Annotated in this window: 19 protein-coding genes; 9 read left to right on the forward strand and 10 right to left on the reverse strand. The window is 66.1% G+C overall.

What is annotated here, in order from left to right; translation table 11 throughout:
* Positions 1 to 70 precede the first annotated feature (70 nt).
* On the reverse strand, positions 71 to 973 hold the full coding sequence (locus tag AC07PU_RS26290) for a LysR family transcriptional regulator (protein ID WP_495321491.1): 903 nt from the start codon (positions 971 to 973) through the stop codon (positions 71 to 73).
* A gap of 132 nt (positions 974 to 1105) precedes the next feature.
* On the opposite strand from AC07PU_RS26290, the gene AC07PU_RS26295 reads away from it, so the two are divergent.
* Positions 1106 to 1972, forward strand: coding sequence for a pirin family protein (locus AC07PU_RS26295; protein ID WP_495321492.1), 867 nt, complete (start codon positions 1106 to 1108; stop codon positions 1970 to 1972).
* Positions 1973 to 2020: 48 nt separating this feature from the next.
* Here AC07PU_RS26295 and AC07PU_RS26300 read toward each other — a convergent pair whose 3' ends face one another.
* Positions 2021 to 2959 (reverse strand): LysR family transcriptional regulator, encoded by a 939-nt coding sequence (locus AC07PU_RS26300; RefSeq protein ID WP_495321493.1) that lies wholly within the window; start codon positions 2957 to 2959, stop codon positions 2021 to 2023.
* Between the two features lie 123 nt (positions 2960 to 3082).
* On the opposite strand from AC07PU_RS26300, the gene AC07PU_RS26305 reads away from it, so the two are divergent.
* The 8 genes from AC07PU_RS26305 (at position 3083) to AC07PU_RS26340 (ending at position 13528) form a co-directional block, all read left to right on the forward strand.
* A complete protein-coding gene (locus tag AC07PU_RS26305; RefSeq protein ID WP_495321494.1) occupies positions 3083 to 4564 on the forward strand; it encodes a short-chain fatty acid transporter in 1482 nt (493 codons plus the stop codon).
* 17 nt (positions 4565 to 4581) lie between these two features.
* Positions 4582 to 8040, forward strand: a complete 3459-nt coding sequence (locus AC07PU_RS26310) for a molybdopterin-dependent oxidoreductase (protein ID WP_495321495.1) — start codon at positions 4582 to 4584, stop codon at positions 8038 to 8040.
* A 30-nt stretch (positions 8041 to 8070) separates the two neighbouring features.
* Entirely contained in the window at positions 8071 to 9015 is a 945-nt protein-coding gene (lhpI, locus tag AC07PU_RS26315; RefSeq protein WP_495321496.1) for a bifunctional Delta(1)-pyrroline-2-carboxylate/Delta(1)-piperideine-2-carboxylate reductase, read from the forward strand.
* A gap of 195 nt (positions 9016 to 9210) precedes the next feature.
* Positions 9211 to 9801 (forward strand): TetR/AcrR family transcriptional regulator, encoded by a 591-nt coding sequence (locus tag AC07PU_RS26320; RefSeq protein ID WP_398500144.1) that lies wholly within the window; start codon positions 9211 to 9213, stop codon positions 9799 to 9801.
* Positions 9802 to 9836: 35 nt separating this feature from the next.
* Complete coding sequence (locus tag AC07PU_RS26325) at positions 9837 to 10874, forward strand: MBL fold metallo-hydrolase (RefSeq protein ID WP_495321497.1); 1038 nt, start codon at positions 9837 to 9839, stop codon at positions 10872 to 10874.
* Between the two features lie 54 nt (positions 10875 to 10928).
* Positions 10929 to 11231: an ArsR/SmtB family transcription factor gene (locus AC07PU_RS26330; RefSeq protein ID WP_093341792.1), complete on the forward strand. Its 303-nt coding sequence runs from the start codon at positions 10929 to 10931 to the stop codon at positions 11229 to 11231.
* A 64-nt stretch (positions 11232 to 11295) separates the two neighbouring features.
* Positions 11296 to 12267 carry a zinc-dependent alcohol dehydrogenase family protein gene (locus AC07PU_RS26335; protein ID WP_495321498.1) on the forward strand — a complete coding sequence of 324 codons (972 nt, stop codon included), beginning with the start codon at positions 11296 to 11298 and terminating at the stop codon, positions 12265 to 12267.
* Between the two features lie 340 nt (positions 12268 to 12607).
* On the forward strand, positions 12608 to 13528 hold the full coding sequence (locus AC07PU_RS26340; protein WP_495321499.1) for a restriction endonuclease: 921 nt from the start codon (positions 12608 to 12610) through the stop codon (positions 13526 to 13528).
* Between the two features lie 81 nt (positions 13529 to 13609).
* Here the strand turns inward: AC07PU_RS26340 and AC07PU_RS26345 are convergent, their stop codons facing one another.
* The 8 genes from AC07PU_RS26345 to guaB all read right to left on the reverse strand — a co-directional run bounded on the left by AC07PU_RS26345 (position 13610) and on the right by guaB (position 25896).
* Entirely contained in the window at positions 13610 to 14326 is a 717-nt protein-coding gene (locus tag AC07PU_RS26345) for a M48 family metallopeptidase (RefSeq protein WP_495321500.1), read from the reverse strand.
* On the reverse strand, positions 14326 to 17481 hold the full coding sequence (locus AC07PU_RS26350; protein WP_495321501.1) for a type I restriction endonuclease subunit R: 3156 nt from the start codon (positions 17479 to 17481) through the stop codon (positions 14326 to 14328). Before AC07PU_RS26350 ends, AC07PU_RS26345 begins: the two co-directional genes overlap by 1 nt.
* A 30-nt stretch (positions 17482 to 17511) precedes the next feature.
* On the reverse strand, positions 17512 to 19404 hold the full coding sequence (locus AC07PU_RS26355) for a restriction endonuclease subunit S (protein WP_495321502.1): 1893 nt from the start codon (positions 19402 to 19404) through the stop codon (positions 17512 to 17514).
* Positions 19395 to 21932 (reverse strand): type I restriction-modification system subunit M, encoded by a 2538-nt coding sequence (locus tag AC07PU_RS26360; protein WP_495321503.1) that lies wholly within the window; start codon positions 21930 to 21932, stop codon positions 19395 to 19397. Before AC07PU_RS26360 ends, AC07PU_RS26355 begins: the two co-directional genes overlap by 10 nt.
* A 95-nt stretch (positions 21933 to 22027) precedes the next feature.
* Entirely contained in the window at positions 22028 to 23647 is a 1620-nt protein-coding gene (gene guaA, locus AC07PU_RS26365; RefSeq protein WP_093341790.1) for a glutamine-hydrolyzing GMP synthase, read from the reverse strand.
* A 10-nt stretch (positions 23648 to 23657) separates the two neighbouring features.
* A complete protein-coding gene (locus tag AC07PU_RS26370; RefSeq protein ID WP_495321504.1) occupies positions 23658 to 24092 on the reverse strand; it encodes a type II toxin-antitoxin system VapC family toxin in 435 nt (144 codons plus the stop codon).
* On the reverse strand, positions 24089 to 24337 hold the full coding sequence (locus AC07PU_RS26375; RefSeq protein ID WP_057591697.1) for a type II toxin-antitoxin system Phd/YefM family antitoxin: 249 nt from the start codon (positions 24335 to 24337) through the stop codon (positions 24089 to 24091). Before AC07PU_RS26375 ends, AC07PU_RS26370 begins: the two co-directional genes overlap by 4 nt.
* A gap of 89 nt (positions 24338 to 24426) precedes the next feature.
* Complete coding sequence (guaB, locus tag AC07PU_RS26380) at positions 24427 to 25896, reverse strand: IMP dehydrogenase (protein WP_093341788.1); 1470 nt, start codon at positions 25894 to 25896, stop codon at positions 24427 to 24429.
* Positions 25897 to 26040: the final 144 nt, after the last annotated feature.

Here is a 26040-nt window from a genome sequence, read left to right on the forward strand (position 1 = left end):
CGGTTTCAGGTTGCGATGGAAGCGAACTGTTGCGGGTGAGACCGCGGCCCGAGGCGAATGGAACGCGGATTCAGTCTTCGTCCAGCGCCGCGAAGCGCTCTGCCAGAAAGTCCACCAGCGCCCGCACCGCCGGCAGCAGCCCGCGCCGCGAAGCGAACACCGCGTGGATGATCTCGCGCCGCGGCGCCCACCCCTGGATCACGTGGATCAGCTCGCCGCGCGCGATCTGCTCGCGCACCATCATCGAGGGCAGCTGCACGACGCCCACGCCCGCGAGGGCGGCGGCGCGCAGCGCCAGCATGCCGCGCGTGACGAGGCGCGGCTGATGGCGGATGGCGGCCTGCGCGCCATCGGGGCCGATCAGGGTCCACACATGCTCGTGCTGCGGCAGGCCCAGGTCCATGCTCGGCAGGCCGCCAAGGTCCGCAGGCACGCGCGGGATGCCGCCCGACAGCAGCTGCGGATGCGCCACCAGGCACTGCCCGCGCTCGGCGAGCACGCGCATCACGAGCTCGCTGTCCTCGATCGGCGGCGGCCGCACGCGAATGGCGACATCGACGCCCTCGCCCACCACGTCCACGCGGCGGTTGGTTTCCTCGAGGTGGATTTGCACGCGCGGGTGCGCGACCATGAAGGCAGCCACCATGTCGCCGACGTGCGTGTCGAGCAGCGCCACCGGGCAGGTCATGCGCACCACGCCGCGCGGCTCGGCCTGGGTCAGCGCGATGGCCTCGTCGGCCGCCTCGGCCTCGACCAGCATCGCCTTGCAGTGGCTGTAGTAGGTCTGGCCCGGCTCGGTGACGGCGAAGCGCCGCGTCGAGCGCTGGATCAGGCGCGTGCCCAGGCGCTCCTCGAGCAGCGCGATGCGCCGGCTGAGCTTGGACTTGGGCATGCCCAGCGCACGGCCCGCGGGCGCGAAGCCGCCGTGGTCCACCACCTGCACGTAGTAGTAGAGGTCGTTCAGGTCCTTCATCGCTCGCGCCCCCTCATCGTTCACAAGATAGAACGCTGATGGCAAATGTCGCCATCTACCGCATCCATCGTTCAACCCATATTCTCTATCCATCGGCCAGGACCCTCGTCCTGGCGACGCAAGGAGATGAAGATGAAGAAGGTTCTCGGTGTCTACAGCGCCCCTCGCACGCACTGGGTGGGCGACGGTTTTCCGGTGCGCTCGCTGTTCGGCTACGACGGCCTGGGCAAGCACCTGAGCCCGTTCCTGCTGCTCGACCATGCGGCGCCGACCGCCTTCGAACCGGCCGCCCGCCCGCGTGGCGTGGGCCAGCATCCGCACCGCGGTTTCGAGACCGTGACCATCGTCTACCAGGGCGAGGTCGAGCATCGCGACTCCACCGGCGCGGGCGGCCTGATCGGCCCGGGCGACGTGCAATGGATGACCGCCGGCGGCGGCATCCTGCACGAGGAGTTCCACTCGCGCGGCTTCACCGAGCGCGGCGGCACGATGGAGATGGTGCAGCTCTGGGTCAACCTGCCCGCGAAGGACAAGATGGCCGAGCCCGGCTACCAGACCCTGCTCGACGCGCAGATCCCGTCGGTGGACCTGCCCGAGGGCGCGGGCCGGGTGCGCGTGATCGCCGGCGACTTCGACGGCCACCGCGGCCCGGCGCGCACCTTCACGCCGATGGACGTGTGGGACCTTCGCATCGCCCAGGGCCGCACCGGGCGCTTCGAGGCGAAGGAAGGCCGCACGCTGGCGCTGGTGGTGCTGCGCGGCACGGTGCTGGTCAATGGCGAGACGATCGCGCGTGAAGGGCAGCTGGTGCACCTGGACACCGCCGGCAGCGGCGTGGAGATCGAGGCCAACAGCGACGCGACGGTGCTGTGGCTGTCGGGCGAACCGATCGACGAGCCCGTGGTGGGCTACGGTCCGTTCGTGATGAACAGCGAGGCCGAGATCCGCCAGGCCATGGCCGACTTCAACGGCGGCCGCTTCGGGCGCATGCCGGCCTGAGCGATCGAGCCCCCGCGTTTCGGGAAGACGCGGGGGCTTTTTTTTAATTCATGGGCCGTCGCCGGCCCGCAGATCCGACTCCCGCGTCACCGTCTTCGCCAGCAGCCGCAAGGTGCCCGCACAGGCGGCGACCGCCTCGGACAGCACGCCGCTGCGCCGGTAGGCCAGCCCCAGGTCCATCGACGGCACCGCGCCCGCCATCGCCGTGCGGCGAATGCGCCCGCCGTCGTGCGACCACGGGCGGAACACCAGGTCCGACAGGATCGTCACGCCGACGTTCTGCGCAACCAGGCTGCGCACGGCCTCGATCGACTTGGTACGGAACACGACCTTGGGTTCGAGCTTCGCCGCGCCCCAGTAGCGGCCCACGGTCTCCACGTGCTCGTCCATGTCGAGCAGCACGAAGGGAAGCTCCGCGATCTCGCGCAAAGACACCGACTGCCCGGTGGCCAAGGGATGGTCGAGCGAGGTCCACAGGCGCCGCTGCGACTTCAGCAGGTTCTCGCGCCGGATGTCGGGCGCCTGCGAGAGGTTCGAGACCAGCACCACGGCCAGGTCGAACTCGCCGCTGCGCAGGCCTGCCTCGATCTCCTCGCGGTTGCGCTCGACCGGTTCGAACTCGATCAACGGCAACTGCCGGCGCATGGCGCCGATGATCTTCGGCAGCATGTATTCGGACACCGTGTCCGTGATGGCGATGCGCACGCGCCCTTCGACCGAGGACGCCGAGCCGTGGGTCTCCTCCACCGCCACTTCGAGCGTGCGCAGGATGTGCTGCGCGTGGCGCAGGAAGCCTTCGCCATGCACCGTGAGCCGCAGCCCGTCGGAGTGCCGCGTGAAGAGCTGGACCTTCAGCGCGGTCTCGAGATTGCGCAGCGATGTCGTCAACGAAGGCTGGCTCACGTAGCAGCGCTGCGCCGCGCGCGAGACTTGGCCCGTGTGGGCCGTGGCGACGAAGTGCTGCAGCTGCTTGATCGTGATCGACATAGATCGATCCTATATCACTCTATTAATATTCAATATTTGAATTGGCTCCGGTGTTCGCCCATAGTCGCCCCGCACGACATCCCGGGCGCGAAAGACGCCCCAGGCCCAGCCACTGGAGACACCATGCCCTCGACATCAAGAACAGCCCCCGAGCAAGACGCCCTGCTCCCTTCCGCCGCGCATCCCGGCCATGCGGGTCCCGGCCTGCTGAGCCGCCTGGGCCTGCGCTTCACCGCCTGGGCCGAGCGCTGGTTCCCCGATGCCTACGTGTTCGCGGCCATCGCGGCGGCGGTGGTCGCCGTCGCGGCGCTGCTCAATGGATCGAGCCCGCTGGTCGTGGCCAAGTCCTTCGGCGACGGCTTCTGGAGCCTGATCGTCTTCACGATGCAGATGGCGCTGGTCGCGATCGGCGGCTACGTGGTCGCGACCTCGCCGCCGGCCGCGCGCTTCATCGGTCGCCTGGCATCGGTGCCCATGTCGGGGCGCCAGGCCATCGCCTACGTGGCGGCGATCAGCATGATCCTGTCGCTGTTCAACTGGGGCATCTCGCTGATCTTCAGCGCGCTCTACGTGCGCGCCCTGGCACGCCGGACCGAACTGCGCATGGACTACCGCGCCGCCGGCGCGGCCGCCTATCTCGGGCTGGGCGCGACCTGGGCGCTCGGCCTGAGCTCCTCGGCGGCGCAACTGCAGGCGAACGCCGCCAGCCTGCCCAGGAGCATCCTCGACATCACCGGCGTGATCCCGTTCAGCCAGACCATCTTCCTGTGGCAATCGATGGTGATGGCGCTGGTGCTGATCACCGTCTCGGTCGCGATCGCGCTGTGGTCCGCGCCGACGGCCGAGAGCGCGGTCAAAGCGCAGGAGCTCGGCATCGACCTGACCGAAGTGAAGCCGGCCACGGACGCGACCGCCACGCGGCGCCCCGGCGAATGGCTCGAGCGCAGCCCGCTGCTCACGCTGCTGCTGTGCGCCCTCGGCTTCGGCTGGCTCGCGCAGGAGTTCATGGCCAAGAGCCCGCTGATCGCGATCGCGGGGCTCAACACCTACAACCTGCTGTTCCTGATGATCGGCATGCTGCTGCACTGGCGCCCGCGCAGCTTTCTCGACGCCGTGTCGCGCTCGGTGCCCTCGACCGCGGGCGTGATCATCCAGTTTCCGCTCTACGGCGCCATCGCCGCCATGCTGACCGCCGCCAAGGGCGACGGCGGCCACACGCTGTCGGACCGCATCGCGCACCTGTTCGTGAGCATCTCCAGCGTCGACAGCTTCGCGGTGGTGATGGGCGCGTACTCCGCCATCCTGGGCTTCTTCATTCCCTCGGGCGGCGGCAAGTGGATCATCGAGGCGCCCTACGTCATGCAGGCGGCCAACGAACTCAAGGTCCACCTCGGTTGGGCGGTGCAGGTCTACAACGCGGCCGAGGCGCTGCCCAACCTGATCAACCCCTTCTGGATGCTGCCGCTGCTGGGCGTGCTCTCGCTGAAGGCGCGCGACATCGTCGGCTTCACCTTCCTGCAGCTGCTCGTCCATGCGCCGCTGGTGCTCTTCATGCTGTGGTTCCTGGGTCGCACGCTGAGCTATGTGGCGCCCGTGATGCCCTGAACGAGCCGGACATTCGAATGGACGCGGCCACGACGCAAACCAAGCCCGGCTACTGCACGCTCTGCCGCTCGCGCTGCGGCACGCTCAACGAGGTGCGCGGCGACATGCTGGTGTCAGTGCGCCCCGACACGGCGCACCCGACCGGCCAGGCCATGTGCATGAAGGGCAAGGCCGCGCCCGAACTCGTGCACAGCCCGCATCGCGTGCTGCATCCCATGCGCCGCACGCGGCCCAAGGGCGATCCGGATCCGGGCTGGGTGCGCATCGGCTGGGAAGAGGCGCTGGCCGAGACCGCTCGGCGCCTGGGCGCCATCAGGGCCGAGAGCGGCGCCGAATCGGTGGTGTTCGCGGTCACCACCCCGAGCGGCACGCCTCTGTCCGACAGCATCGACTGGATCGAGCGCTTCGTGCGCCTCTTCGGCAGCCCCAACATCTGCTACGCGACCGAGGTCTGCAACTGGCACAAGGACTTCGCCCATGCCTTCACCTTCGGCTGCGGCATGCCGCCGGCCGACTATGCGCAGGCCGAGCTGATCGTGCTGTGGGGCCACAACCCCAGCAACACCTGGCTGGCCCAGGCCAATGCCATCGCGAAGGGCCGCGCGAAAGGCGCGCGGATGATCGTGGTCGACCCGCGTCCCACGGCGCTGGCGCGCCAGGCCGACGTGTGGCTGCCGGTGCGGCCCGGCACCGATGCGGCGCTCGCGCTCGGGCTGATCCGTCTGTTGATCGCGGACGAGCGCTTCGACGAAGCTTTCGTGCGCGACTGGACCAATGCGCCGCTGCTGGTGCGCGACGAAAACGGGCACCTGCTGCGCGAGCGCGACCTGCGGCCCGATGCCGAGGGTGACCGCTTCATGGTCTGGAGCGATGCGGACCAGGGGGCAGTGCCCTACGACACCGCTCGGGCCGCACAGGCGCAGGGCTCGGCCCACTTCCGATTGCGCGGTGCGGTCACGGTGACGATGGAGAACGGCCAGCGCCTCGCATGCCGCCCGGCCTTCGATCTGCTGGCGCAGGCCTGCGCCGCCTGGACACCACAGGAAGTGGAACGCATCACCGGCGTGCCCGAAGCCCCGCTGCGCGCCGCGGCCGAGCTGTTCGGCGGCGGGCACCGCACGGCCTATCACGCCTGGACCGGCATCGGCCAGCACACCAACGCGACCCAGTCGGAGCGCGCGGTCGCCACCCTGTACGCGCTGTGCGGCAGCTTCGACCGCATCGGCGGCAACCGCGTGCGCACGGGTCCGCGCGTCAACGCGGTCAATGCGCTCTCGCTGCTGCCCGCTGCGCAGCGCGCGAAGGCACTCGGCTTGAAGGAACGGCCGATCGGCCCGCCCGCCCATGGCTGGGTGACCGCGCGCGACACCTATCGCGCGATCGTCGACGGCGAGCCGTACAAGGTGCGCGCGATGATGGCCTTCGGCACCAACCTGCCGGTCTCGCAGGCCGACACCGCGCTCGCGCAGCAGGCGCTGTCGCAGCTCGAGTTCCACGTGCACTGCGACCTGTTCGAGACGCCGGCCGCGCGCTACGCCGACATCCTGCTGCCGATCGACACGCCCTGGGAGCGCGAGGGCCTGCGCATCGGCTTCGAGATCGACGACCGCGCGGCCGGCTGGGTGCAACTGCGCCAGCGCATGGTGGCGCCGCGCGGGGAGTCGCGTTCCGACAACGAGGTGCTGTTCGACCTCGCGCAACGCCTAGGCATGGGCGACGCATTCTTCGACGGCAGCCTGGAGGCCGGGTGGAACCACATCCTCGAGCCGCTGGGTCTCACGGTGGCGCAGTTGCGCGAACGTCCCGAAGGCATGGCCTGCGACATCGACGCGGGCGAGCGGAAGTACGCGCGCGAAACGCCCGCCGGCGTGCGAGGCTTCGACACGCCCACACGCCGCGTCGAGCTCTATTCCGAAACCCTGCTGCGCCACGGCCAGCCGCCCGTGGCGAGCTTCGTCGAGCCCGCCGACACGCCGCGCGACGCCAGGGCGACCGGACAGGGCCGCTTCCCCTACGTGCTGAGCTCGGCCAAGAACGGCCTCTACTGCCACAGCCAGCATCGCAGCCTGCCTTCGCTGCGCAGGCGCGCACCCGAGCCGGTGGCCGAGCTGAGCCCCGCGCTCGCGCAGGCCAAGCACATCGTCGACGGCGACTGGCTGCGCATCCGCACGCGCGTGGGCGAGGCCCGCTTCGTCGCGCGCATCACGCCCGGCCTGGCGGACGACCTCGTCGTGGCCGAGTTCGGCTGGTGGCAGGGCTGCAGCGAACTGGACCGCGAGGGCCTGCCGGTCGATGGTGCGTTGAGCAGCAATTTCAATGCGCTGATCTCGGCCGACCATTGCGATCCGGTCAGCGGCTCGGTGCCGCACCGTTCCTTTCTGTGCGACATCGAACGCGATCCCGCCACGGCGTTGCGACAGCGCGCATGGACGGGCATGCGCCGCTTTCGCATCGACGCACTGCGGCCCGAGGCCGAGGGCGTGCTGGGCATTCGCTTCGCGCCCGTCGACGATGGCGCCCTGCCCGACTACCGGCCCGGCCAGCATGTCGAACTCAAGCTCGATCCCGGCGATGGCACGCCGGTCTCGCGTGCCTATTCGCTCACCGGTGCGGCCGAGCAAGAGGATCGGCACGGCTACAGCATCGCGGTGCGGCACCAGCGCGGCCGCGCGGCCGATGGCACGCCGTACCAGGGGCGCATGTCGGGCCACCTGCATCGCGAGCTGAAGCTCGGCGACACGGTCGAGCTGCGGGCACCGTCGGGCGGCTTCGCGATTCCCCGAAGCTCGCCCCAGCCGCTGGTGCTGTTCGCGGGCGGCATCGGCATCACGCCGTTCATCAGCCTGCTCGAGTCGCTGCCCGATGGCGCCGAAGGCCCCGCGATCCGGCTCTACTACGCAAACCAGAACAGCGCGACGCACGCCTTCCGCGAACGCATCGCACACCACCGCGCGCGCCTGCCCCGACTGCAGGTGATCGACCACTACAACGCGCCGCTGCCCGAGGACCGCCTCGGCATCGACTACCAGTCGGACCGCTACATCGATGCCGGCGTGGTGGACGACGCGCTGATCGCGCAGCGGGCGCGCTTCTACCTGTGCGGCCCGCCCGCGCTGATGGACAGCGTCATCGCGGGACTGGTGGCGCGCGGCGTGCCGCGCTTCGACATCTTCAGCGAGGTGTTCCGATCGCCCGCCGCGCCGCCGACGGACGGTCCCCAGCAGTTCGATGTCCGCTTCGCGCGCTCGGGCCGCGGACCGGTCACGTGGACGCCCAGGCAGGGCACGCTGCTGAGCTTCGGCGAATCGCTGGGTCTGCAACTGCCCAGCGGCTGCCGCGTGGGGCAATGCGAAAGCTGCACCGTGCGCGTGATCGCCGGCAAGGTGGTCCACCTGCATGGCCGTGAACCCGAAGACCCGGCCGTGTGCCTGACATGCCAGGCCGTGCCGCTCGAAGACCTCGTGCTCGACGCATGAGCCCCGCCCTCCGTTTCCACCCACCGCCCCATGAGAACCATCGATACCGAAACCACCCGCCACGCCCTGCGCTTCGAGCGCCTGATCCCCGCGCTGCGCGACATGTTCGTCGCCGGCTGCGAAGTGCCGTTACGGCATGTACACACGCTCCAGAACCAGGCTCCACAAGCGGGCGGAACCGTGCTGATCATGCCGGCGTGGCAGGAAGGCCGCTACCTCGGCATCAAGACGGTGAACATCTTCCCGGGCAATGCCGAACGCGGCCTGCCCGGTCTGTTCTCGACCTACACGCTCTACGACGCAAGCACGGGAGAGCCGCTGGCGCAGATCGATGGCAACGAGATCACCTCGCGCCGCACCGCCGCCGCATCGGCCCTCGCCGCCTCCTACCTCGCGCCCGCGCAGGCGCGCAATCTGCTCGTCGTTGGCTGCGGCCGTGTCGGTGGCCTCGTTCCCGAGGCTTTTCGCACCGTACGGCCGATCGAGCGCATCGCGGTCTGGGATCGCAACGAAGTGGCGGCGAAGGAACTCGCCGCGCGCCTCCACGCGCAAGATATCGATGCGTTCGTCGCCACCGACCTCGGCCAGGCCGCGAGCGAGGCCGACATCGTGAGCTGCGCCACGCTCGCGACGCAGCCGGTGATCGAGGGCGCCTGGCTGCGGCCGCACAGCCACCTCGACCTGATCGGCGGCTTCACGCCGCAGATGCGCGAGGCCGACGACGCCGCGTTCGTCGGCGCGAAGCTCTTCATCGACACGCGGGAGGCGCTGCAGAAGAGCGGCGAACTGCTCGGGCCGATGTCGCGCGGCGTGTTCGCGGCGGCGGACGTGGCGGGAGAGCTGGCCGACCTCGCCGTCGGCCGGATACAGGGGCGAACCGGGACCGAGGGACGGACCGTCTTCAAGGCCGTGGGCACGGCGCTCGAGGACCTCGCGGCGGCGATCCTCGTCTACGAGAGCGTTGAAACCGCGTGAGGAGCGTGGTCTCGCCTCCATACCAAATTGACAAAATAGATCAATACTGTAAAGTCCGATGCCTGTCCTCGCGGATCGGCACCGAGCTTCGTGGTGCGTCGATCGGCGGGGCCCCGAACACCCACCCTCACCGTCGAATTCGCCCATGCCTTCGCTGTCCCCGATCTCCTTCGGCCTTGCCGGAGTGCCCCGCTGATGGCCCCCACCCCCGACCGGCGCGTCGCGATCATGGAGGCCGCAATCGGCGTCTTCCTGCGCTACGGCTACCGCAAGACCTCGATGGACGACCTCGCGCGCGCCGCCGGCATCTCGCGCCAGGGCCTCTACCTGCACTTCACCTCGAAGGACGAACTCTTCAAGCAGGCCGTCACCTGGTTCGCGGAACGCGGCCTCGCGGCCATGCGGGCCGCGCTGGCGCGCGAGGAGCTGCCGATCGAGGAGCGGCTGGTCGGCGCCTTCGCGGCGCTGCATGCGCAGAACGACGGTTCGCAGATGTCGCTCGAGCACATGAACGAGATCGTCGCGACCGCGCGCGAGCTGGTCGGCCCGGTGCTCGAGGAGTTCGACCAGGCCGTGCCCAAGGAACTGGCGCGCGCCATCCAGTCCAGCGGCGATGCCGTGCCCTGGCGCGGCGCCGGCCTCACGGCCAAGGCGCTGGCGCAGCACCTGTATGCCGCCTCGCACGGCCTCAAGCACTATGCCCGCACGCCGGCCGAGTACCAGGCCGGCATCCGCACCGCCGTGCGCCTCGTCTGCGGCCGTCCCGGCCCGGCGGCCGGCGCCTGAGCCCCTTCCACCTGTTCACGAACGGAGTCCTCGCCATGTCCACCTTCTCCCTGTGCGCCTGCGGCTCGCGCCCCACGGCCCATCCCCAGTCGCCGCAGCAGCGCGGCGGCGTCTATCGCAACGTCGTGCCACGCGCGCCGATGGGCTTCCTGAAGACCGTGGCGATCGGCTGGCGGGTCCTGACCGGCAAGAGCGACACCACCGTGCCAAGCACCCCGATCCCGGTGCGGCCACTGACGACCGCGGCGCTGCTGGCGGCGCCGGACCGCAGCCTCTACCGCCTCGGCCATTCGACCCTGCTGCTCAAGCTCGACGGCGAGTTCTGGCTCACCGACCCCGTGTTCTCCGAGCGTGCGTCGCCAGTGCAATGGGCCGGCCCCAAGCGCTTCCACGCGCCGCCGATCGACATCGACGACCTGCCCCCGATCAAGGGCGTGATCCTCTCGCACGACCACTTCGACCACCTGGACCGCGCCGCCATCGCGCGGCTTGCGCCCAAGGTCGAGGTGTTCGTCACGCCGCTCGGCGTGGGCGACCGCCTGATCGGCTGGGGCGTCGACCCGGCGCGGGTGCGGCAGCTCGACTGGTGGGACGAGACCACCGTCGGCGGCATCCGCCTCGCGGCCGTGCCCGCGCAGCATTTCTCGGGCCGCACCCTGCTCGACGAAGACCGCACCCTGTGGGCCTCGTGGGTGATCCTGGCCGGCGACCTGCGGCTCTTCTTCAGCGGCGACACTGGCTACCACGCCGACTTCAAGACCATCGGCGATCGCTACGGTCCCTTCGACGTGACCATGCTCGAGACCGGTGCCTACGACAAGCAATGGGCCGACGTCCACATGCAGCCCGAGCAGACGCTGCAGGCCCACCTCGACCTGCGCGGGCGCTGGCTGCTGCCGGTGCACAACGGCACCTTCGACCTGGCGATGCATGCCTGGAACGAACCCTTCGAGCGCATCCAGGCACTGGCGCGGGCGCGCGATGTGAAGCTGGCCACGCCGGTGATGGGAGAACGGGTGGCGTTGGAGGCGCCGCGCACGGGGCATGCGTGGTGGGTGGCCCCCGGGACTTGAAGGGTCATACGGCATCGGCATTGGGATATCGGTAAATTCCGATATGATTGGCGCATGGAACTGCTCGAAGTCTTCAAGGCCCTCTCGAACCGGACGCGCCTCGACATCCTGAAGGGCTTGAAGGATCCCGCGAAGAACTTCCCGCCGCAGGACGAAGGCGACGTCCTGACGGTGGGGGTCTGCGTCAGCAGCATCCAGGAAGGCGTCGGATTGTCGCAGTCGACGGTGTCGGACTACCTCGCGACCCTGCAGCGGGCCGGTCTCGTCGAAGTCCGTCGCATCGGCCAGTGGACCTACTACAAGCGCAACGAGGCAACCATCAGCGCCCTGGCCGAGATCATCGGCAAGGAGCTTTGACTTTTTTTACCCCGAAACATCGGAAATTCCCGATATCCCTTTTTACAGAAATGAAGGACATGCCATGAAAGCTCTGAGACTCACATCGTTCGGTGGCCCCGAATCGTTCGAACTGTGCGACCTGCCCCGCCCTGTGCCCCAGGCGGGACAGGTCCTGGTCCGGGTCCACGCGACCTCCATCAATCCCCTGGATTACCAGGTCCGACGTGGCGACTATCCCGACCTGGTGCCATTGCCGGCCATCACCGGCCACGACGTATCGGGCGTTGTGGAAGAAGTCGGGCCGGGCGTGACGGCCTTCTCTCCCGGAGACGAGGTCTGGTACACGCCGCAGATCTTCGACGGGCCGGGCAGCTATGCCGAATACCACGTTGCGGCCCAAGGCATCGTCGGCAAGAAGCCCTCCTCGCTGAGCCATCTCGAGGCGGCGAGCCTGACCCTGGTGGGTGGCACGGCATGGGAAGCGCTGGTCGTGCGCGCGGCGCTCAGGGTGGGCGAAAGCATCCTGGTGCACGGCGGCGCGGGAGGCGTCGGCCATGTGGCGATTCAGCTCGCCAGAGCCATCGGAGCCCGGGTGTTCACCACCGTGCGCGAAGCCAACTTCGAGTTCGCACGCAGCCTGGGTGCCGACGTGCTCATCGACTACGAGAAGGAGGACTACGTCGACGCCGTCCTGCGCGAGACGGGTGGCCGCGGCGTCGACGTCGTGTTCGACACCATCGGCGGCGACACCCTGTCGCGCAGCCCCGACGCGCTCGCCCAACTGGGCCGCGTCGTCAGCATCGTGGACATTGCCCGGCCGCAGAACCTCGTCCAGGCCTGGGGCAAGAACGCGAGCTACCACTTCGTCTTCACGCGACAGAACCGCGGCAAGCTCGATGAGTTGAGCGCCTTGATCGAGCGCGGGCAGCTACGGCCGCATGTGGGTGCCGTCTATTCGCTGGCAGACATTCCGCTTGCCCATGCGCGGCTGGAAAGTCCCAACAACGGGTTGCGAGGAAAGATCGCGATCGAGGTCGGGCCATCGGCCTCTTGAAGGCCGATGGGGTTTTCTTCGCGGACGACAGTCCGCGGGCCCCGATCTCACTCCCACTCAATCGTCAATAGCCTACGGCGCTTCTCTATGTACAGAGTGAGTAGGAAGGTTCAGGAGGGGCCTTGTACTGCCCGGTTTACCGTCGCCGCAGGCGATTCGGGAGAAGGCGGCTAAGTCGCCCTTTCTGGGCACCGCTGAGCGGCATCCGATCAGCCTCCTCCTAAGTGTTCTCGCCGGCGGCAAATGGTGCAGTCGATCGCGTGCGCAAACGGTAAAGGCTCGCTTTCGAGCGGAATGAAGTGCGCCGATTTGCGTTTGCCCAGCCCCTATCATCCGGTGCATGGCGATCCCTACATACACCGATTGCACGCAGCCTTTCCTCGCGCTCCTCGAAGATGGAAAGGAATGGCCTATCCGAGAAATCGCTGAAGTTCTTGCAGATCATTTCTCGTTGACCCCCGCGGAGCGAGCACAGCTTCTTCCCAGCGGCCAGACGGCCGTTTTCGTGAACCGGGTTGGCTGGGCCCGGACCTACCTCAAGAAGGCAGCCCTGATCGAAGCGCCTCGTCGAGGAGTCTTCAAGATCACTCCACGTGGCATGAGCGTTTTGGCCGAGGGAGTGAAGGTTGTCGACTCGAAGTACCTGTCCCGGTTTCCCGAGTTCCAGGACTTTCAACGGGCATCGCAACCCCAGGCGGATGGTCAGCCGGCCCCCATTGCGATGAGGCCCACCGAAGCAGAGGCCACGCCCGAGGAAGCCATCGAGAGCGGCTACCAAGGTCTGCGTCAGCAGCTTGCCCAGGAACTCTTGTCCAAGATCCTTGCCTGTTCGCCCACCTTCTTTGAGCATCTCGTCGTGGAACTACTGGTCAAGATGGGTTACGGGGGAAGTCGCAAGGATGCTGGCGAACGAATTGGCCAGAGCGGCGATGGCGGCATTGACGGAATCATCAAAGAAGACCGCCTGGGACTCGACACCATCTTCATCCAAGCCAAACGCTGGCAGGGATCGGTCGGACGCCCCGAGATACAGAAGTTTGTTGGCGCCCTACAAGGACAGCGGGCTAGAAAAGGTGTCTTCATTACCACTTCCGCCTACACAGCGGATGCAACAGCCTATGTAGGGCAGATCGACACAAAGGTGGTTCTTATCGACGGTCAAAAGCTAGCGAGCTTGATGATTGACTTCGATGTGGGCGTGTCGGTCGCCGCGAACTACACGGTCAAGCGCATCGACTCTGACTATTTTGAGGAGGCTTGATTCGGCCTCTTTATCTCTAAGTTCTCGGGCCTGCGTGATCGCGCTCTACCGTCACTTTTACCGTCAATCTGACTCTGAGGATCAGTAGTCCCAATCCTCATGACGGACCGGTAAGGCGCTCAATTCGCGCCGGCGATCCTCCCAATCAGGCAGGAACGTCCGCATCAGAGCCTTGAAGCGATCGTTGTGGGTAGGCTCAAGCAGGTGGACCAGCTCGTGGACAACGATGTACTCCAGGCAACCCGGAGGTTTCTTGGCCAGTTCGGTATTGAGGCGGATCGCGCACCTTGTAGGAGAACAGCTCCCCCATTTCGTCTTCATATGCTGGACGTGAAGACGCGGCGCATTCAACCCGAGCGTACGGCTCCAAACCGCGGCCAATGACCCGGCGCGCTCGCGCACCTGATCGCGGTACCAACGGGAAAGCACGGCCTCCCGCGCCGTTAGGTCGGCGCCCTGTTTCACAGCCAACACCAGCGTGCGGTGTCGGAGCATCACCGTCTGCGGACCGTCGGTCTCCACCAGCTTGAGCAGGTAGCGGCGGCCCCAGACGTAGTGGCTCTCGCGCTCCAGGTATTCGCGTGACGGCTCACGCTCCTGCTCAGCCATGCTTCTGCGCTGGTTCTTGATCCAGGCCAATTTGGATAGGGCGAACACACGAACCGTGTCGAGCGCCATATGCGTCGGGGCGGAAATGCGCACCCGCCCATTTGGCGGCAACACCGTCAGATGGACGTTGCGGATGTCCTTGAAGACCACCTCCGCCTCGATACCGCCAAGCGCAATGCGAGCCGGCATCAGTACTCGCCCTGGGCCTTGAGGATCAGGAAGATGCGCTCCACCTGCTCCGCATCCTGCAGCAACGCATACAGCGCCGCCTTAATGGTGTTCTCTTTCGCCGGATTGCCTCGCCAGCTATCCGGCCTTATCGCCTTGACGGTCTGGTCGATGCGTAGCGCCAACGCAAGCGCCGGGTTCCGGATGTCTCTGTCACTGTAGGGTGGCGTCGGCTCGGCAACGTGATTTGCGGGCCGCGCCGCAAGCCAAGGCTGCAGGTTGTTGTACAGCGCGCGGCGTCCTGGCGTCGTCAGCTCTATCGGCGCATCTTCCGCGCGCCCCGCCTCCACGTCCTTCACCAGTTGCGCAATGCGCAGTAAGTACTGCTCATACTCTTCGGCCTTCTCCTTGCGCAGCTTGATGATGCCGTCTAGCAGTGCCGACATGCGCTCGTAGAACGCCGGATCGTTCAGGTGCTCCTTGACGATCTTGCTGCGTACGTTGTTCTCGATCGTCTCGGCGATCGCATCGCGGTTGCCCTTGAGCTCGCCGAGCTTCGCGGCGATGGCATCGGCGATGCCCGTCTTGACGATCAGGTCCAGCAGGCCCACACCCTCGAACGGCGAAATCTGCCGCGGCTCTTCGGCCTCGATGTAGGTGTCGATCAGGTGCCGCATGTCGGCCTCGTACGGCTTCAGGTCCAGCGTCTCGCCGCTGGCCTTGCGCACGATCTCGCGCAGCTTCACGTAGTGGTCGAGCAGCCCTCGCAGACGCACACCGTCGGCCTCGGCGTAGCCGGCTGCCCCCAATTCGTCGGCCACATTGGCCCAGGCACGCAACAGCGCGACCACGCCCTTGTAAAGCATCACGCGCTGCGGTTCGTGGGCAGCCAGATCGCTGGCGATCTCAGTGTTGCCGCAGAAATAGCGAATGTGCTCCAGCTCACTGCGCGGTGGCGCCACCGGCTCACATAACAGAGCCAACGCTTCCACCGCATCCTCCAGGCGCTTGCGGCCGATCTCCAGCCGGTTCTGCATCAGCACTTCGGGGTCGGCGCCACCCGAGCTGTGGTCCAGCTCCGAGGTGTAGACGGCAATCGCCTTCTCCACCTTCTTGAACAGGTCCTTGTAGTCGACGATGTAGCCGAAGTCCTTGTCATCGCCGTCCAACCGATTGGTGCGGCAGATGGCCTGGAACAGGCCATGGTCCTGCATCGATTTGTCGATGTACAGGTAGGTGCACGGAGGCGCGTCGAAGCCGGTCAGCAGCTTGTCGACCACCACCAGCAGCTTCATATTCGCAGGTTCATTGGAGAACAGCGCCTTCGCCCATTCCTCGTAGGTCTCGGTGGCGCTCATTCCCGGCTTGGCCTCGACACCCTTCAACAGCTCGGTGTAGGTGTTGAAGATGAACTGCTTGTCGCTCTCGGTGTTGGCACCAACCTCTTCGGTCGTCACATCTTTGGCTTGCGGGTTGTACGAGGTGACAATGGCGCACTTGCCCTTGAAGCTCGTGCCGACTGCATTGAACAACGTGAAGTACTTGCATGCCTCATAGATGCTGGAAGCAACGAGGATGGCATTGCCACGACCGCTGGAAAGCCGAGGCTTGCCGAACTTGGTGACGCTGAAGTCGAACTTAATGTCGTCCACCACACGCTGCATGCGCGACCGCGAACTCAGCACCTGCTGCATCGTCCCCCACTTGGCCTTGAGTTCGTTCTTCTGCCAGTTGTTCAGGTCTTCGGTCGCGGCCTCGAACCAAGCGTCGATCCTCGCGGGCGAACCCAGCCGCTGGTCGATGTCGCGGGCCTCGTACACCAGGTCCAGCACCACCTCATCTTCCACCGCCTCGCCGAATTTGTAGGTGTGGATGTAACCCCCGAACACCTCCAAGCTGGACTGCTTGTCGGCCTTGAGCAGCGGCGTGCCGGTGAAGCCAATGAATACAGCTTCGGGCAGCAGTGCCTTCATCACGCGGTGCAGCCGGCCGCTTTGGGTGCGGTGGCATTCGTCGACGAACACGAACAGTTCGCCCACGGCCGTTGCCGGCTGGGTCTGGAGTTCTTCCAGAAAGGCCTCGAACTCCTTCTTGTCGCGCCCGCGCGCTTCCACACCGAACTTGTGCACCAGCGAGCACAGCAGCCTGGGGGCGGGCTGCGCCAGCTGCATCATCAAGTCGCGCCCGCTGCGGCTGCGGTGCAGCTTCTCGCCCGCATCGGTGAACACGCGCTGGATCTGCTTGTCCAGCTCGTCGCGGTCGGTCACGATCACCACGCGCGCCTGCGGCCGGCTCTCCAGAATCCAGCGCGCCAACAGCACCATCACGATGCTCTTGCCGCTGCCCTGGGTATGCCACAAGATGCCGCCCTTGCGCTGCTTTACATGCGCCTGCGCCGCCTGAATGCCGAAGTACTGGTGCACGCGCGGCAGCTTCTTGATGCCGCCGTCGAACAGCACGAAGTCGTGCATCAACTCGATCAGCCGCACCTTGCCGCACATCTTCAGCAGGTACTTGTCGAGCTTGAAGCGGCTGTCGTCGGCCTCGTCTTCCTTCCACTTCAGAAACATCTTCTCTTCGGTCTTGATCGTGCCGTAACGCAGCCCTTCCGAATCGTTGCCGGCAAACACGAACTGCACCGTGCTGAAAAACGCCTCATGGAACATCGGCAACTGGTTCGATAGGCACTGACGGATGCCTTCACCCACCGACACGCGGCTGTTCTTCAGCTCGATCACGCTGATGGCGATGCCGTTGACGTACAGCACCAGGTCAGGCCGCCGCGTGCGATCGCCTTTCAGCGTCACTTCCTCTGCGATGGCGAAATCGTTGGCCTCCGGATGCTGCCAGTCGATCAGCTCGAGGGTCTGCGTCTTGGCGCCTGCAGCCGTCAGCACCTGTACGCCGTAGCGCAGCAGGCCGTACACGGCCTTGTTGTTCGCATAGAGCGTGCGATGGTGGTTACCGGCCTCGCTGCGCAGGCGCAGTAAGGCGGCGCTGATCTGCGCGGGCGTGAAGCCTCGCTTCGCGAGCCAAGGCGTGAGCAAGCTCTCTTCGATGTTGGCATTGCCCTCGCGGTCCGACCAGTCACCCGCGTAGCGCCAGCCCAGTTCGTCGCGGAACAGTGCGACTACGCGGTCCTGCGTGGCGCGTTCTGGTTGTCCGATCGGGGGCATGGGGCGGCTCCTCCTAGGGGTCTGGGGCGGTCAGCCGCCGAACAGTGTCTGGCACTCGGCGATGGTGGCGGCGATGCGCTCGTCCGAGAACAACTCACGCGACAGCTTGGGCAACCATTCCGGATGCGCGGCGATGATGCGTTTAACGCTGGCCACGTCGGCTGGCTCGCCATTGGCTGTCAGATCCACCATCGCCATGTCCACGGTCGCCAGCAGTTCCAGGTCGTCGGTCTTGCGGTAGTGGAATCGCTCCAGCCATTCAAGCGTTGCAGAGCCATACCACTGCTCGAAGTAGCGCTGCGCCTGCTCGATCTTTTCGCCGGCGACGATGCCTTCATAGGTGTCTTTGCGCAGCGCCCGCACGTAGCCGTTCTTCAGCGCGATCTGCTCCGGGCCCTTGTACTTGGTGTTCGGGTCGTAGGGGCCGGCAGCCTTCTTCAGGTAACCCTCGGCGCAGCCTTCGGCATGGCGGTGCAGCAGGTAGGTCAGTTTCACGCGCCGCTTGCGCGGCAGCGGGAACTGCTCGCTGCCGAAGCGCTGCGCCAGCACGCCGATGACGACGGCTTCGTTGATTTGCCAGTTGTGGTTGGGACGTGCGGGAGGCAGATTCGCTGCTGGCTTGGTGGGTAGCGGGAGGGCGTTCGAGGCAGGTTGCACCAGACGGATGCGGCCGGTGAGCAGTGTTTGCATCATGCCTTGCTTCAATTGCCGAGCTTTGACAAGCCTGTCCTCGATGCCGTCGATATCAAGATCCAGGTCAGCAAGAATCCGAGCTATCGCTGACTGCTCGTCGCGACTCCTCGGAACTGTGACCGTGACCGACTTCAAGGACTCACTGTTCAGCGTGTAGCCCTTAACCGCTTGCTTCCCGAAAAGGGAAAAATCGACACGCTGCAATGCGTAGTAAAGGAACTCGGCATTCGTGGCGGGGCTTCGAAAGGCGCAAATCGCTTCGTTCGTGAACAGGTCACACCCTGCGAAAGCCAAGCGCCCAATGGACAGCTTGAAACTCATGAGCAGCGTTCCCTCGGGAATGACCGTCATGTCCGCTGCGCCCGCTTCCGTAATCTCTTCCTTCGACTCCCGAACAACCTTCTCTCTTAGGTCTGCAATCGACAGCCACTTCTGACCGTTTCCCCAAAAATCTGGTCTGAGCCGCGACGGCGTTCTGCCCATCGTTATCGTGGCCACTGATCCGAGGGAAACCTCATTCCAATCATCGGTGAACCCCGGCAGCCGCTTCTTGCCGGTGAGCAGTTCCTGCATGGCGCCTAGTTTGATCTGGCGCTTCTTGGCCAGCAGCAGCGACAGGGATGCGATCAGGGCATCCGCATCAGAGAGCGCTTCGGTGATGGCTTTCTGCTCAGTTTTCGTAGGCGGAAGAGGAACCGGAAACTGTCCCAATGAAGTCTTGTTGATCGAGGCGAGATTCGTCGTTTGGCGCCCCGCCAGCATGAAGAACCGGCGCGCGTTTGTCGAACCAGTCCAAGCACTGAGGAAATCCGGTAGCAATTGAGCTCCGCAGCGCACGACAAAGACATGGTTCTGGTGAACGCAGGGGTCGAACTCGCCCCTCCACAGTGCGCCACGCCCGAGTTTGTCGAGGTCACCCCCCTCGTTCATCAGCATGTCGCCGGGAAGGACTGCGTATCGCTTGACGTCTTCCGCGCGGACCTTGAGCTGACTCATCTCGGACAGATCTAGGTATCCGTCCTGAACGTTTGCCACGCGCAGATAGTGAACGAGGACTGGGTTGTCGATCTCTGCGCCGCCATTCTTCGCGATGCCTGTTCTTATCGTCGCGAGCTCATGCAATCGACCAACACGCCAATCCTTCGGCAAGGCACCGACATCGGTATCCTGCCGTTCGCTGGCGCTCCGATCCAGAATTCGATAGACGGCGGTGGTCTCCCTCACCTCCATGCGAACCCCATCCTTTCCAGATGCCGGTGCACCCGCGTCTCCAGTTCCGCCACCCGCTCGTTCAACTGCGGCAGCGACGACTCGTAGCGCTCCGCCAACTCCTTCACCCGCGCTGTGAGCTGCTGACTCAGCCGGTCCATCTCGCCATGCACCGCCGCGTCCAGCGTGGCGAGCCATTTATCTTCCACCACCAGCGCCTGCACCTCGACCTCGCTCAGCTTCGGGTACTTCGCATACGCCGCCGCATCCAGCGCCGCATCGGCCTCCTTCACTCGCTTCTTCAGCGCCGACTCTTCGGCCGCGAGTTTCATCCACTCCAGCAGCACGCACAGTTCTTCGGCGACCGGCTCTCCGGCCTCGCCACCGTCAGCCGCCAGAGCTTTGCCTGACTTGCCGCCCTTGGCCGCCTTGATCTCCGCCTTCACCTCGCCTTCCATCTCGCGCAGCCGCTCCTTCACCGCCGCGACGTTGACCTTGTCGAAGCTGGCAAAGGCTGCGTCCTCGCCCCCGTGCTCCTCTTCCAGTTCGGCCAGCTTGGAGCTCGTGCCTTCCAGCTCAGCCTGCAGCGCCTGCAGCGCGGCCTGCTCCTTCGCGAAGTAGCGCGCCACGATCAGCGGCTTGGGCAGCAGGTCGCAGGCCCAGCCCTTGTCCTTCTGCTTGCCCTTCTTGTCGGTCTCGATCACTCGATAAGCCTGCGCTTTCCAGCCGTCGGCGGCGATGGCGTAGCAGTCGTCCTGCATCGTCTGCGCCCAGTAGTCCATAAGGTGCTGGTAGACCGCGTAGGCGTCGATCAGCGGCTGGTCAAGGTAGTGGGCGAGCAGGCTTTCGGAGAGTTCAGCGATCACACGCCGGGGCTTGGCTTCAGGCGTGTGGGGGCGCAGCGCCTTCATCGCCTTGGCCTGCACGTCGCGCCAGGCGGTGAAGTGCGCGTTCATGCGTGCGATGAAGCCGGCGAATTCGGGGTGGCCGTGGATGGTGGACTTGATCGCCGCCTTGTCCACCGCCAGATCGACGTAGCCGGGGCGATTCTCCCGAAACAGTGATCGTTCGAGCTGCGGGCACACGGCCCAGTAGCGGCTGACCAGGCTGTCGGCCGCCGTGACGTCGGCTTCGGGGATGCCGCCGCGCAAGTGGCCTTCGATGTCCTGCCGGTCTTCGGGCAACTGGCTGTCGATGTAGCGCGGCAGGTTGAGGTTGTACTCGTTCTTCTCGATGTCGTGCAGGCTCACCTGCCGGGCGTACCGCGGGACAAGCGGCACGTCCTGCCGGCGCTGGAAGGTGTCGACGATGCGGTGAATGTCGCGCTCGCGCAGGCGGTTCTTGGGGCCGTCCTTCATGAAGGCCTGGCTGGCATCGATCATGAAGATGCCGGTGCCGGCGGCCACGCGCTCGGCCGCGCGCGACTTGTCGATGACAACGATGCAGGCCGGGATGCCCGTGCCGTAGAACAGGTTGGCCGGCAGGCCGATGATGGCTTCGAGGTAGCCCTTACGGATCAGCGCGCGCCGGATATCGGCCTCGGCGTTGCCGCGGAACAGCACGCCGTGCGGCAGGATGCAGGCCGCTCGGCCGGTGCTCTTGAGCGAACGCACGATGTGCAGCAGGTAGGCGTAGTCGCCCTGCTTGGCCGGCGGTACGCCGAAGCTTTCGAAGCGCTGCCAGGGATCATGCAGCGGGTCGATGCCGGTGCTCCAGCGCTTGTCGGAGAACGGCGGATTGGCCACCACGTAGTCGAAGACCTTGAGGCTTTCATTACCCGCCTTGCCGTCGCGGAACTTCGGGTCGGCCAGCGTGTTGCCCTGCTTGATCTCGGCTGTTGGCTGGTCGTGCAAGATCATATTCATGCGCGCCAGGCCGCTGGTTGCGGCGTCCTTCTCCTGCCCGTACAGCGCCACCTTGGTCGGCGCCGCGTCAGCCACTTTCAGCAGCAGCGAGCCCGAGCCGCAGGTCGGGTCGTACACGGTGGTCTGGTGCGTGGTCGGCGCGGTGGCGATGCCCAGCGCCGCCGCGACGATGCGGCTTACCTCGGCCGGCGTGTAGAACTGGCCCTTGCTCTTGCCACTTTCGGTGGCAAAGTGCTGCATCAGGTACTCGTAGGCGTCACCGAGGATGTCGTCGCCGTCGGCGCGGTTCTTCGAAAAGTCGAGCGCTTTGTTCTCGAAGATCGCGACCAGGTCGGTCAGTCGGTCCACCATCTCCTTGCCGGTGCCGAGCTTGGCAGCGTCGTTGAAGTCCGGGAAGTCGGACAGCGACAGCTGCGAGTTGGCCGCCACCAATGGCGCAACGATCTTCTTGTTGATCTGGTCGCCGATGTCGCTCTTGCCCTTGAGCGCCACCATTTCAGCAAAGCTGGCGCCTGGCGGGATGGTGAGCGGCTGGTACGGCCTGCCGGCGTATTTGTCGCTAACGTACTTGATGAACAGCAGCACCAGCACGTAGTCCTTGTACTGGCTGGCGTCCATGCCCCCGCGCAGCGCATCGCAGCTTTGCCAGAGCGAGGAATAGAGTTCTGATTTCTTGAGAGCCATTTATTTCGCGATCGGCTTCCACCGTAAGACGGACAAAGCCGTTGAATGTACAAAAAAATAGCCGCTGAGGACCGCGGCTATTTATGGCAGAGCCCTCACTCCCACTCAATCGTCGCCGGCGGCTTGCTCGACACGTCGTAAGTCACCCGGTTGATCCCCCGCACCTCGTTGATGATCCGCCCCGACACCTTCTTGAGCAGCGCATACGGCAGCTCGGCCCAGTCGGCGGTCATGAAGTCGCTGGTCTGCACGGCGCGCAGCGCGACGACGTAGTCGTAGGTGCGGCCGTCGCCCATCACGCCGACGCTCTTCACGGGCAGGAACACGGTGAAGGCCTGGCTCGTGAGGTCGTACCAGGTCTTGCCGGTCTCGGCGTCGGTGAAGTTGCGCAGCTCCTCGATGAAGATGGCGTCGGCGCGGCGCAGCAGGTCGGCGTATTCCTTCTTCACTTCGCCGAGGATGCGCACGCCCAGGCCCGGGCCGGGGAACGGGTGGCGGTAGACCATCTCGGGCGGCAGGCCGAGCGCGACGCCGAGTTCGCGCACCTCGTCCTTGAACAGGTCGCGCAGCGGCTCGAGCAGCTTCAGGCCCAACTGCTCGGGCAGGCCGCCGACGTTGTGGTGGCTCTTGATGGTGACGGCCTTCTTGCTCTTGGCGCCGCCGCTCTCGATGACGTCGGGATAGATGGTGCCCTGCGCGAGGAAGGTGGCGCCCTTGTGCCCGCCGTCGCCGGCCTTGAGCTTGGCGGCTTCCTGCTTGAACACGGTGACGAACTCGCCGCCGATGATCTTGCGCTTGGCTTCGGGGTCGCTCACACCGGCGAGCTTGCCGAGGAACAGTTCGCTGGCATCCACGCGGATGACCTTGGCGTGCAGCTTGCCCTCGAACATCTCCATGACCATGTCGCCCTCGTTGAGGCGCAGCAGGCCGTGGTCGACGAAGACGCAGGTGAGCTGGTCGCCGATGGCGCGGTGGATCAGCGCGGCGGCCACGCTCGAATCGACGCCGCCCGAGAGGCCGAGGATGACCTCCTCATCGCCCACCTGCTCGCGGATCTTCTGCACGGCCTCGGCGATGTGGTCGCGCATGACCCAGTCGGGCTTGGCCTCGCAGATGCCGAGCACGAAGCGCTCGAGGATGGCCTTGCCCTGCACGGTGTGGGTGACCTCGGGATGGAACTGCACGGCGTAGTAGCGGCGCGCCTCGTCGGCCATGCCGGCGATGGGGCAGCTGTCGGTGCTGGCCATGAGCTTGAAGCCCGGCGGCAGCTCGGTCACCTTGTCGCCGTGGCTCATCCACACGTTGAGCATGCCGTGGCCCTCGGGCGTGGTGAAGTCGGCGATCTCCTTGAGCAGCGCGGTGTGCCCATGGGCACGCACGGCGGCGAAGCCGAACTCGCGCTTGTGGCCGCCCTCGACCTTGCCGCCGAGCTGGTGCGCCATGGTCTGCATGCCATAGCAGATGCCGAGCACGGGAATGCCGAGGTCGAACACGGCCTGCGGGCACTTGTCGGTGGTCTCCTCGTACACGCTGGCATGGCTGCCCGAGAGGATCACGCCCTTGAGGTGGCCGTCGGCCGCGTATTCGCGCACCCATTCGTCGCTGACGTCGCAGGGATGCACTTCGCTGAGCACATGGGCCTCGCGCACGCGGCGCGCAATGAGCTGGGTGACCTGCGAGCCGAAATCGAGGATGAGGATCTTGTCGTGTTGCATGGGCGGGGACTCAGAGCGTTGAAATGTCGAACAGCCGGACGCCCGCTTGCGGCGCGGCCTGGATGAGTTGCTCGTCGAAAGTGGCGAGCGGAAGACCGAGCGAGCGCGCGAGCCAGAGATAGCCCGCGGCATAGAGCGACACGCCGGCATCGATGGCGACGGCGAGCACGGCCTTGTGCTGGGCCGGCGCGAGCTCGTGCAGCTCGACGCGATGGCGGATGGCATCGAGCACGCTCCACAGGCCCTCGACGGCCGAGGACGGAATGCGGCCGCTGCGCACGCCGTTGGCGATGACGTTGGCGCACTCCCACTGCCAGGCATTGGGCGCCTGCGGCTCGACCTCGTCGCGGCGGATAGCGGCGTAGAGCCTGCGCGTGTGTTCGTTTGCGTGGTCGGGCAGCAGCCAGGCGGCGGTGACCGAGGCGTCGATGACGAAGGCGGTCATGGCTGGCGGCCCTGGTTCAGCAGCGCGCCGGCCGAGGTGCCCGGAAGGATGGCGGCATGCAGCGCGTCGATCTGGCCCAGTTCGCGCGCGATCTGCTCGTCGGTGATGACCGGCTTGCGCCGCACCGGCAGCATGCGCACCACCTCCTTGCCGTGGCGGGTGATGCGCACCTCCTCGCCCTTCTCGACCGAGTCGATCAGGGCCGAGAAGTTGTTCTTGGCTTCAGCGATGCCGATGGATTGCATTGGGGCCAGAAAATTTGAATCTGGCCCGAATTCTAAACCTGATCTGGCCCGAATTTCAAGGTCTGGCCAGAATCAGGTTCAGCCACCGCTTACTCGGCGCGGTAGTTCGGCGCTTCCTTCGTGATCTGCACGTCGTGGACGTGGCTCTCGCGGATGCCGGCGGTGGTGATCTCGACGAACTCGGCCTTGTTCTTCATCTCTTCGATGGTGCCGCAGCCGCAGTAGCCCATGCTGGCGCGAACGCCGCCGGCCATCTGGTAGATGATCGAGACGATCGAGCCCTTGTAGGGCACGCGGCCCTCGATGCCCTCGGGCACGAGCTTGTCGGTGTTGGGATTGCCGGTGGTCGATTCCTGGAAGTACCGGTCGGCACTGCCCTGCTGCATCGCGCCGATGGAGCCCATGCCGCGGTAGCTCTTGTAGCTGCGGCCCTGGTACAGCACGATCTCGCCGGGCGCCTCTTCGGTGCCGGCGAACATGCTGCCCATCATCACGGTGCTGGCGCCGGCCGCGATGGCCTTGGCGATGTCGCCCGAGTAGCGCACGCCGCCGTCGGAGATCAGCGGCACGCCGCTTCCGTGCAGCGCGGTGGCGACGCTGTCGACCGCCATGATCTGCGGCACGCCCACGCCGGCCACGATGCGGGTGGTGCAGATGGAGCCCGGGCCGATGCCGACCTTGACCGCGTCGGCACCGGCCTCGGCCAGCGCGCGCGCGGCGTCGCCGGTGGCGATGTTGCCGCCGATGACGTCGATCTGCGGATAGTTCTGCTTGACCCAGCGCACGCGCTCGATCACGCCCTTGCTGTGGCCGTGCGCGGTGTCGACCACGATGGCATCGACGCCGGCCTTGACCAGTGCCTCGACGCGCTCCTCGGTGCCCTCGCCCACGCCGACCGCCGCGCCCACGCGCAGGCGGCCCGAGGCATCGCGCGCGGCGTTGGGGAAGGTGGTCTGCTTGGTGATGTCCTTGACGGTGATCAGGCCCTTGAGCTCCCAGTCGCTGTTGATCACGAGCAGGCGTTCGAGCTTGTGCTTGTTGAGCAGCGCCTTGGCCTCGGCCAGCGTGGTGCCGTCGGGCACGGTGATCAGCCGGTCGCGCTGCGTCATGATTTCGCTGACTGGCACGTCGTAGCGGTTCTCGAAGCGCAGGTCGCGCCCGGTCACGATGCCGACCACCCGGCCGGCGTCGACCACCGGGAAGCCCGAGATGCCGAGCTGGTCCGACAGCGCCATCACCTGCCGCACCGAGTGCGTGGGCGTGATCACCACCGGATCGCGCAGCACGCCCGATTCGTAGCGCTTGACCTTGGCCACTTCGGCGGCCTGCTGCTGCGCGGTGAGGTTCTTGTGCACGATCCCGATGCCGCCTTCCTGCGCGATGGCGATCGCGAGGCGGGCTTCGGTCACGGTGTCCATCGCCGCCGAGACGAGCGGGATGTTCAGCGTGATGTTTCGGGAGAATTTGGTGGCGAGGGAGGTGTCCTTGGGCAGGACCTGGGAGAACGCTGGCACCAGCAACACATCGTCGAAGGTGAGCGCTTTGCCGAGAAGGCGCATGGGTGAGGCTCCAAAAGACGGATTGTAACGAGGCCGCGGGGTATGCTGGCGGGCTCACCGCGGCTCGGCCCCGCGCGGTGCGGGCCTATCGCCCGCCCGTCGCCTCCCGCGTCGCCATTTGCCCACTGCCCGCTCTTCGGACGG

Source organism: Variovorax sp. GW821-FHT10D07 (assembly GCF_059415325.1).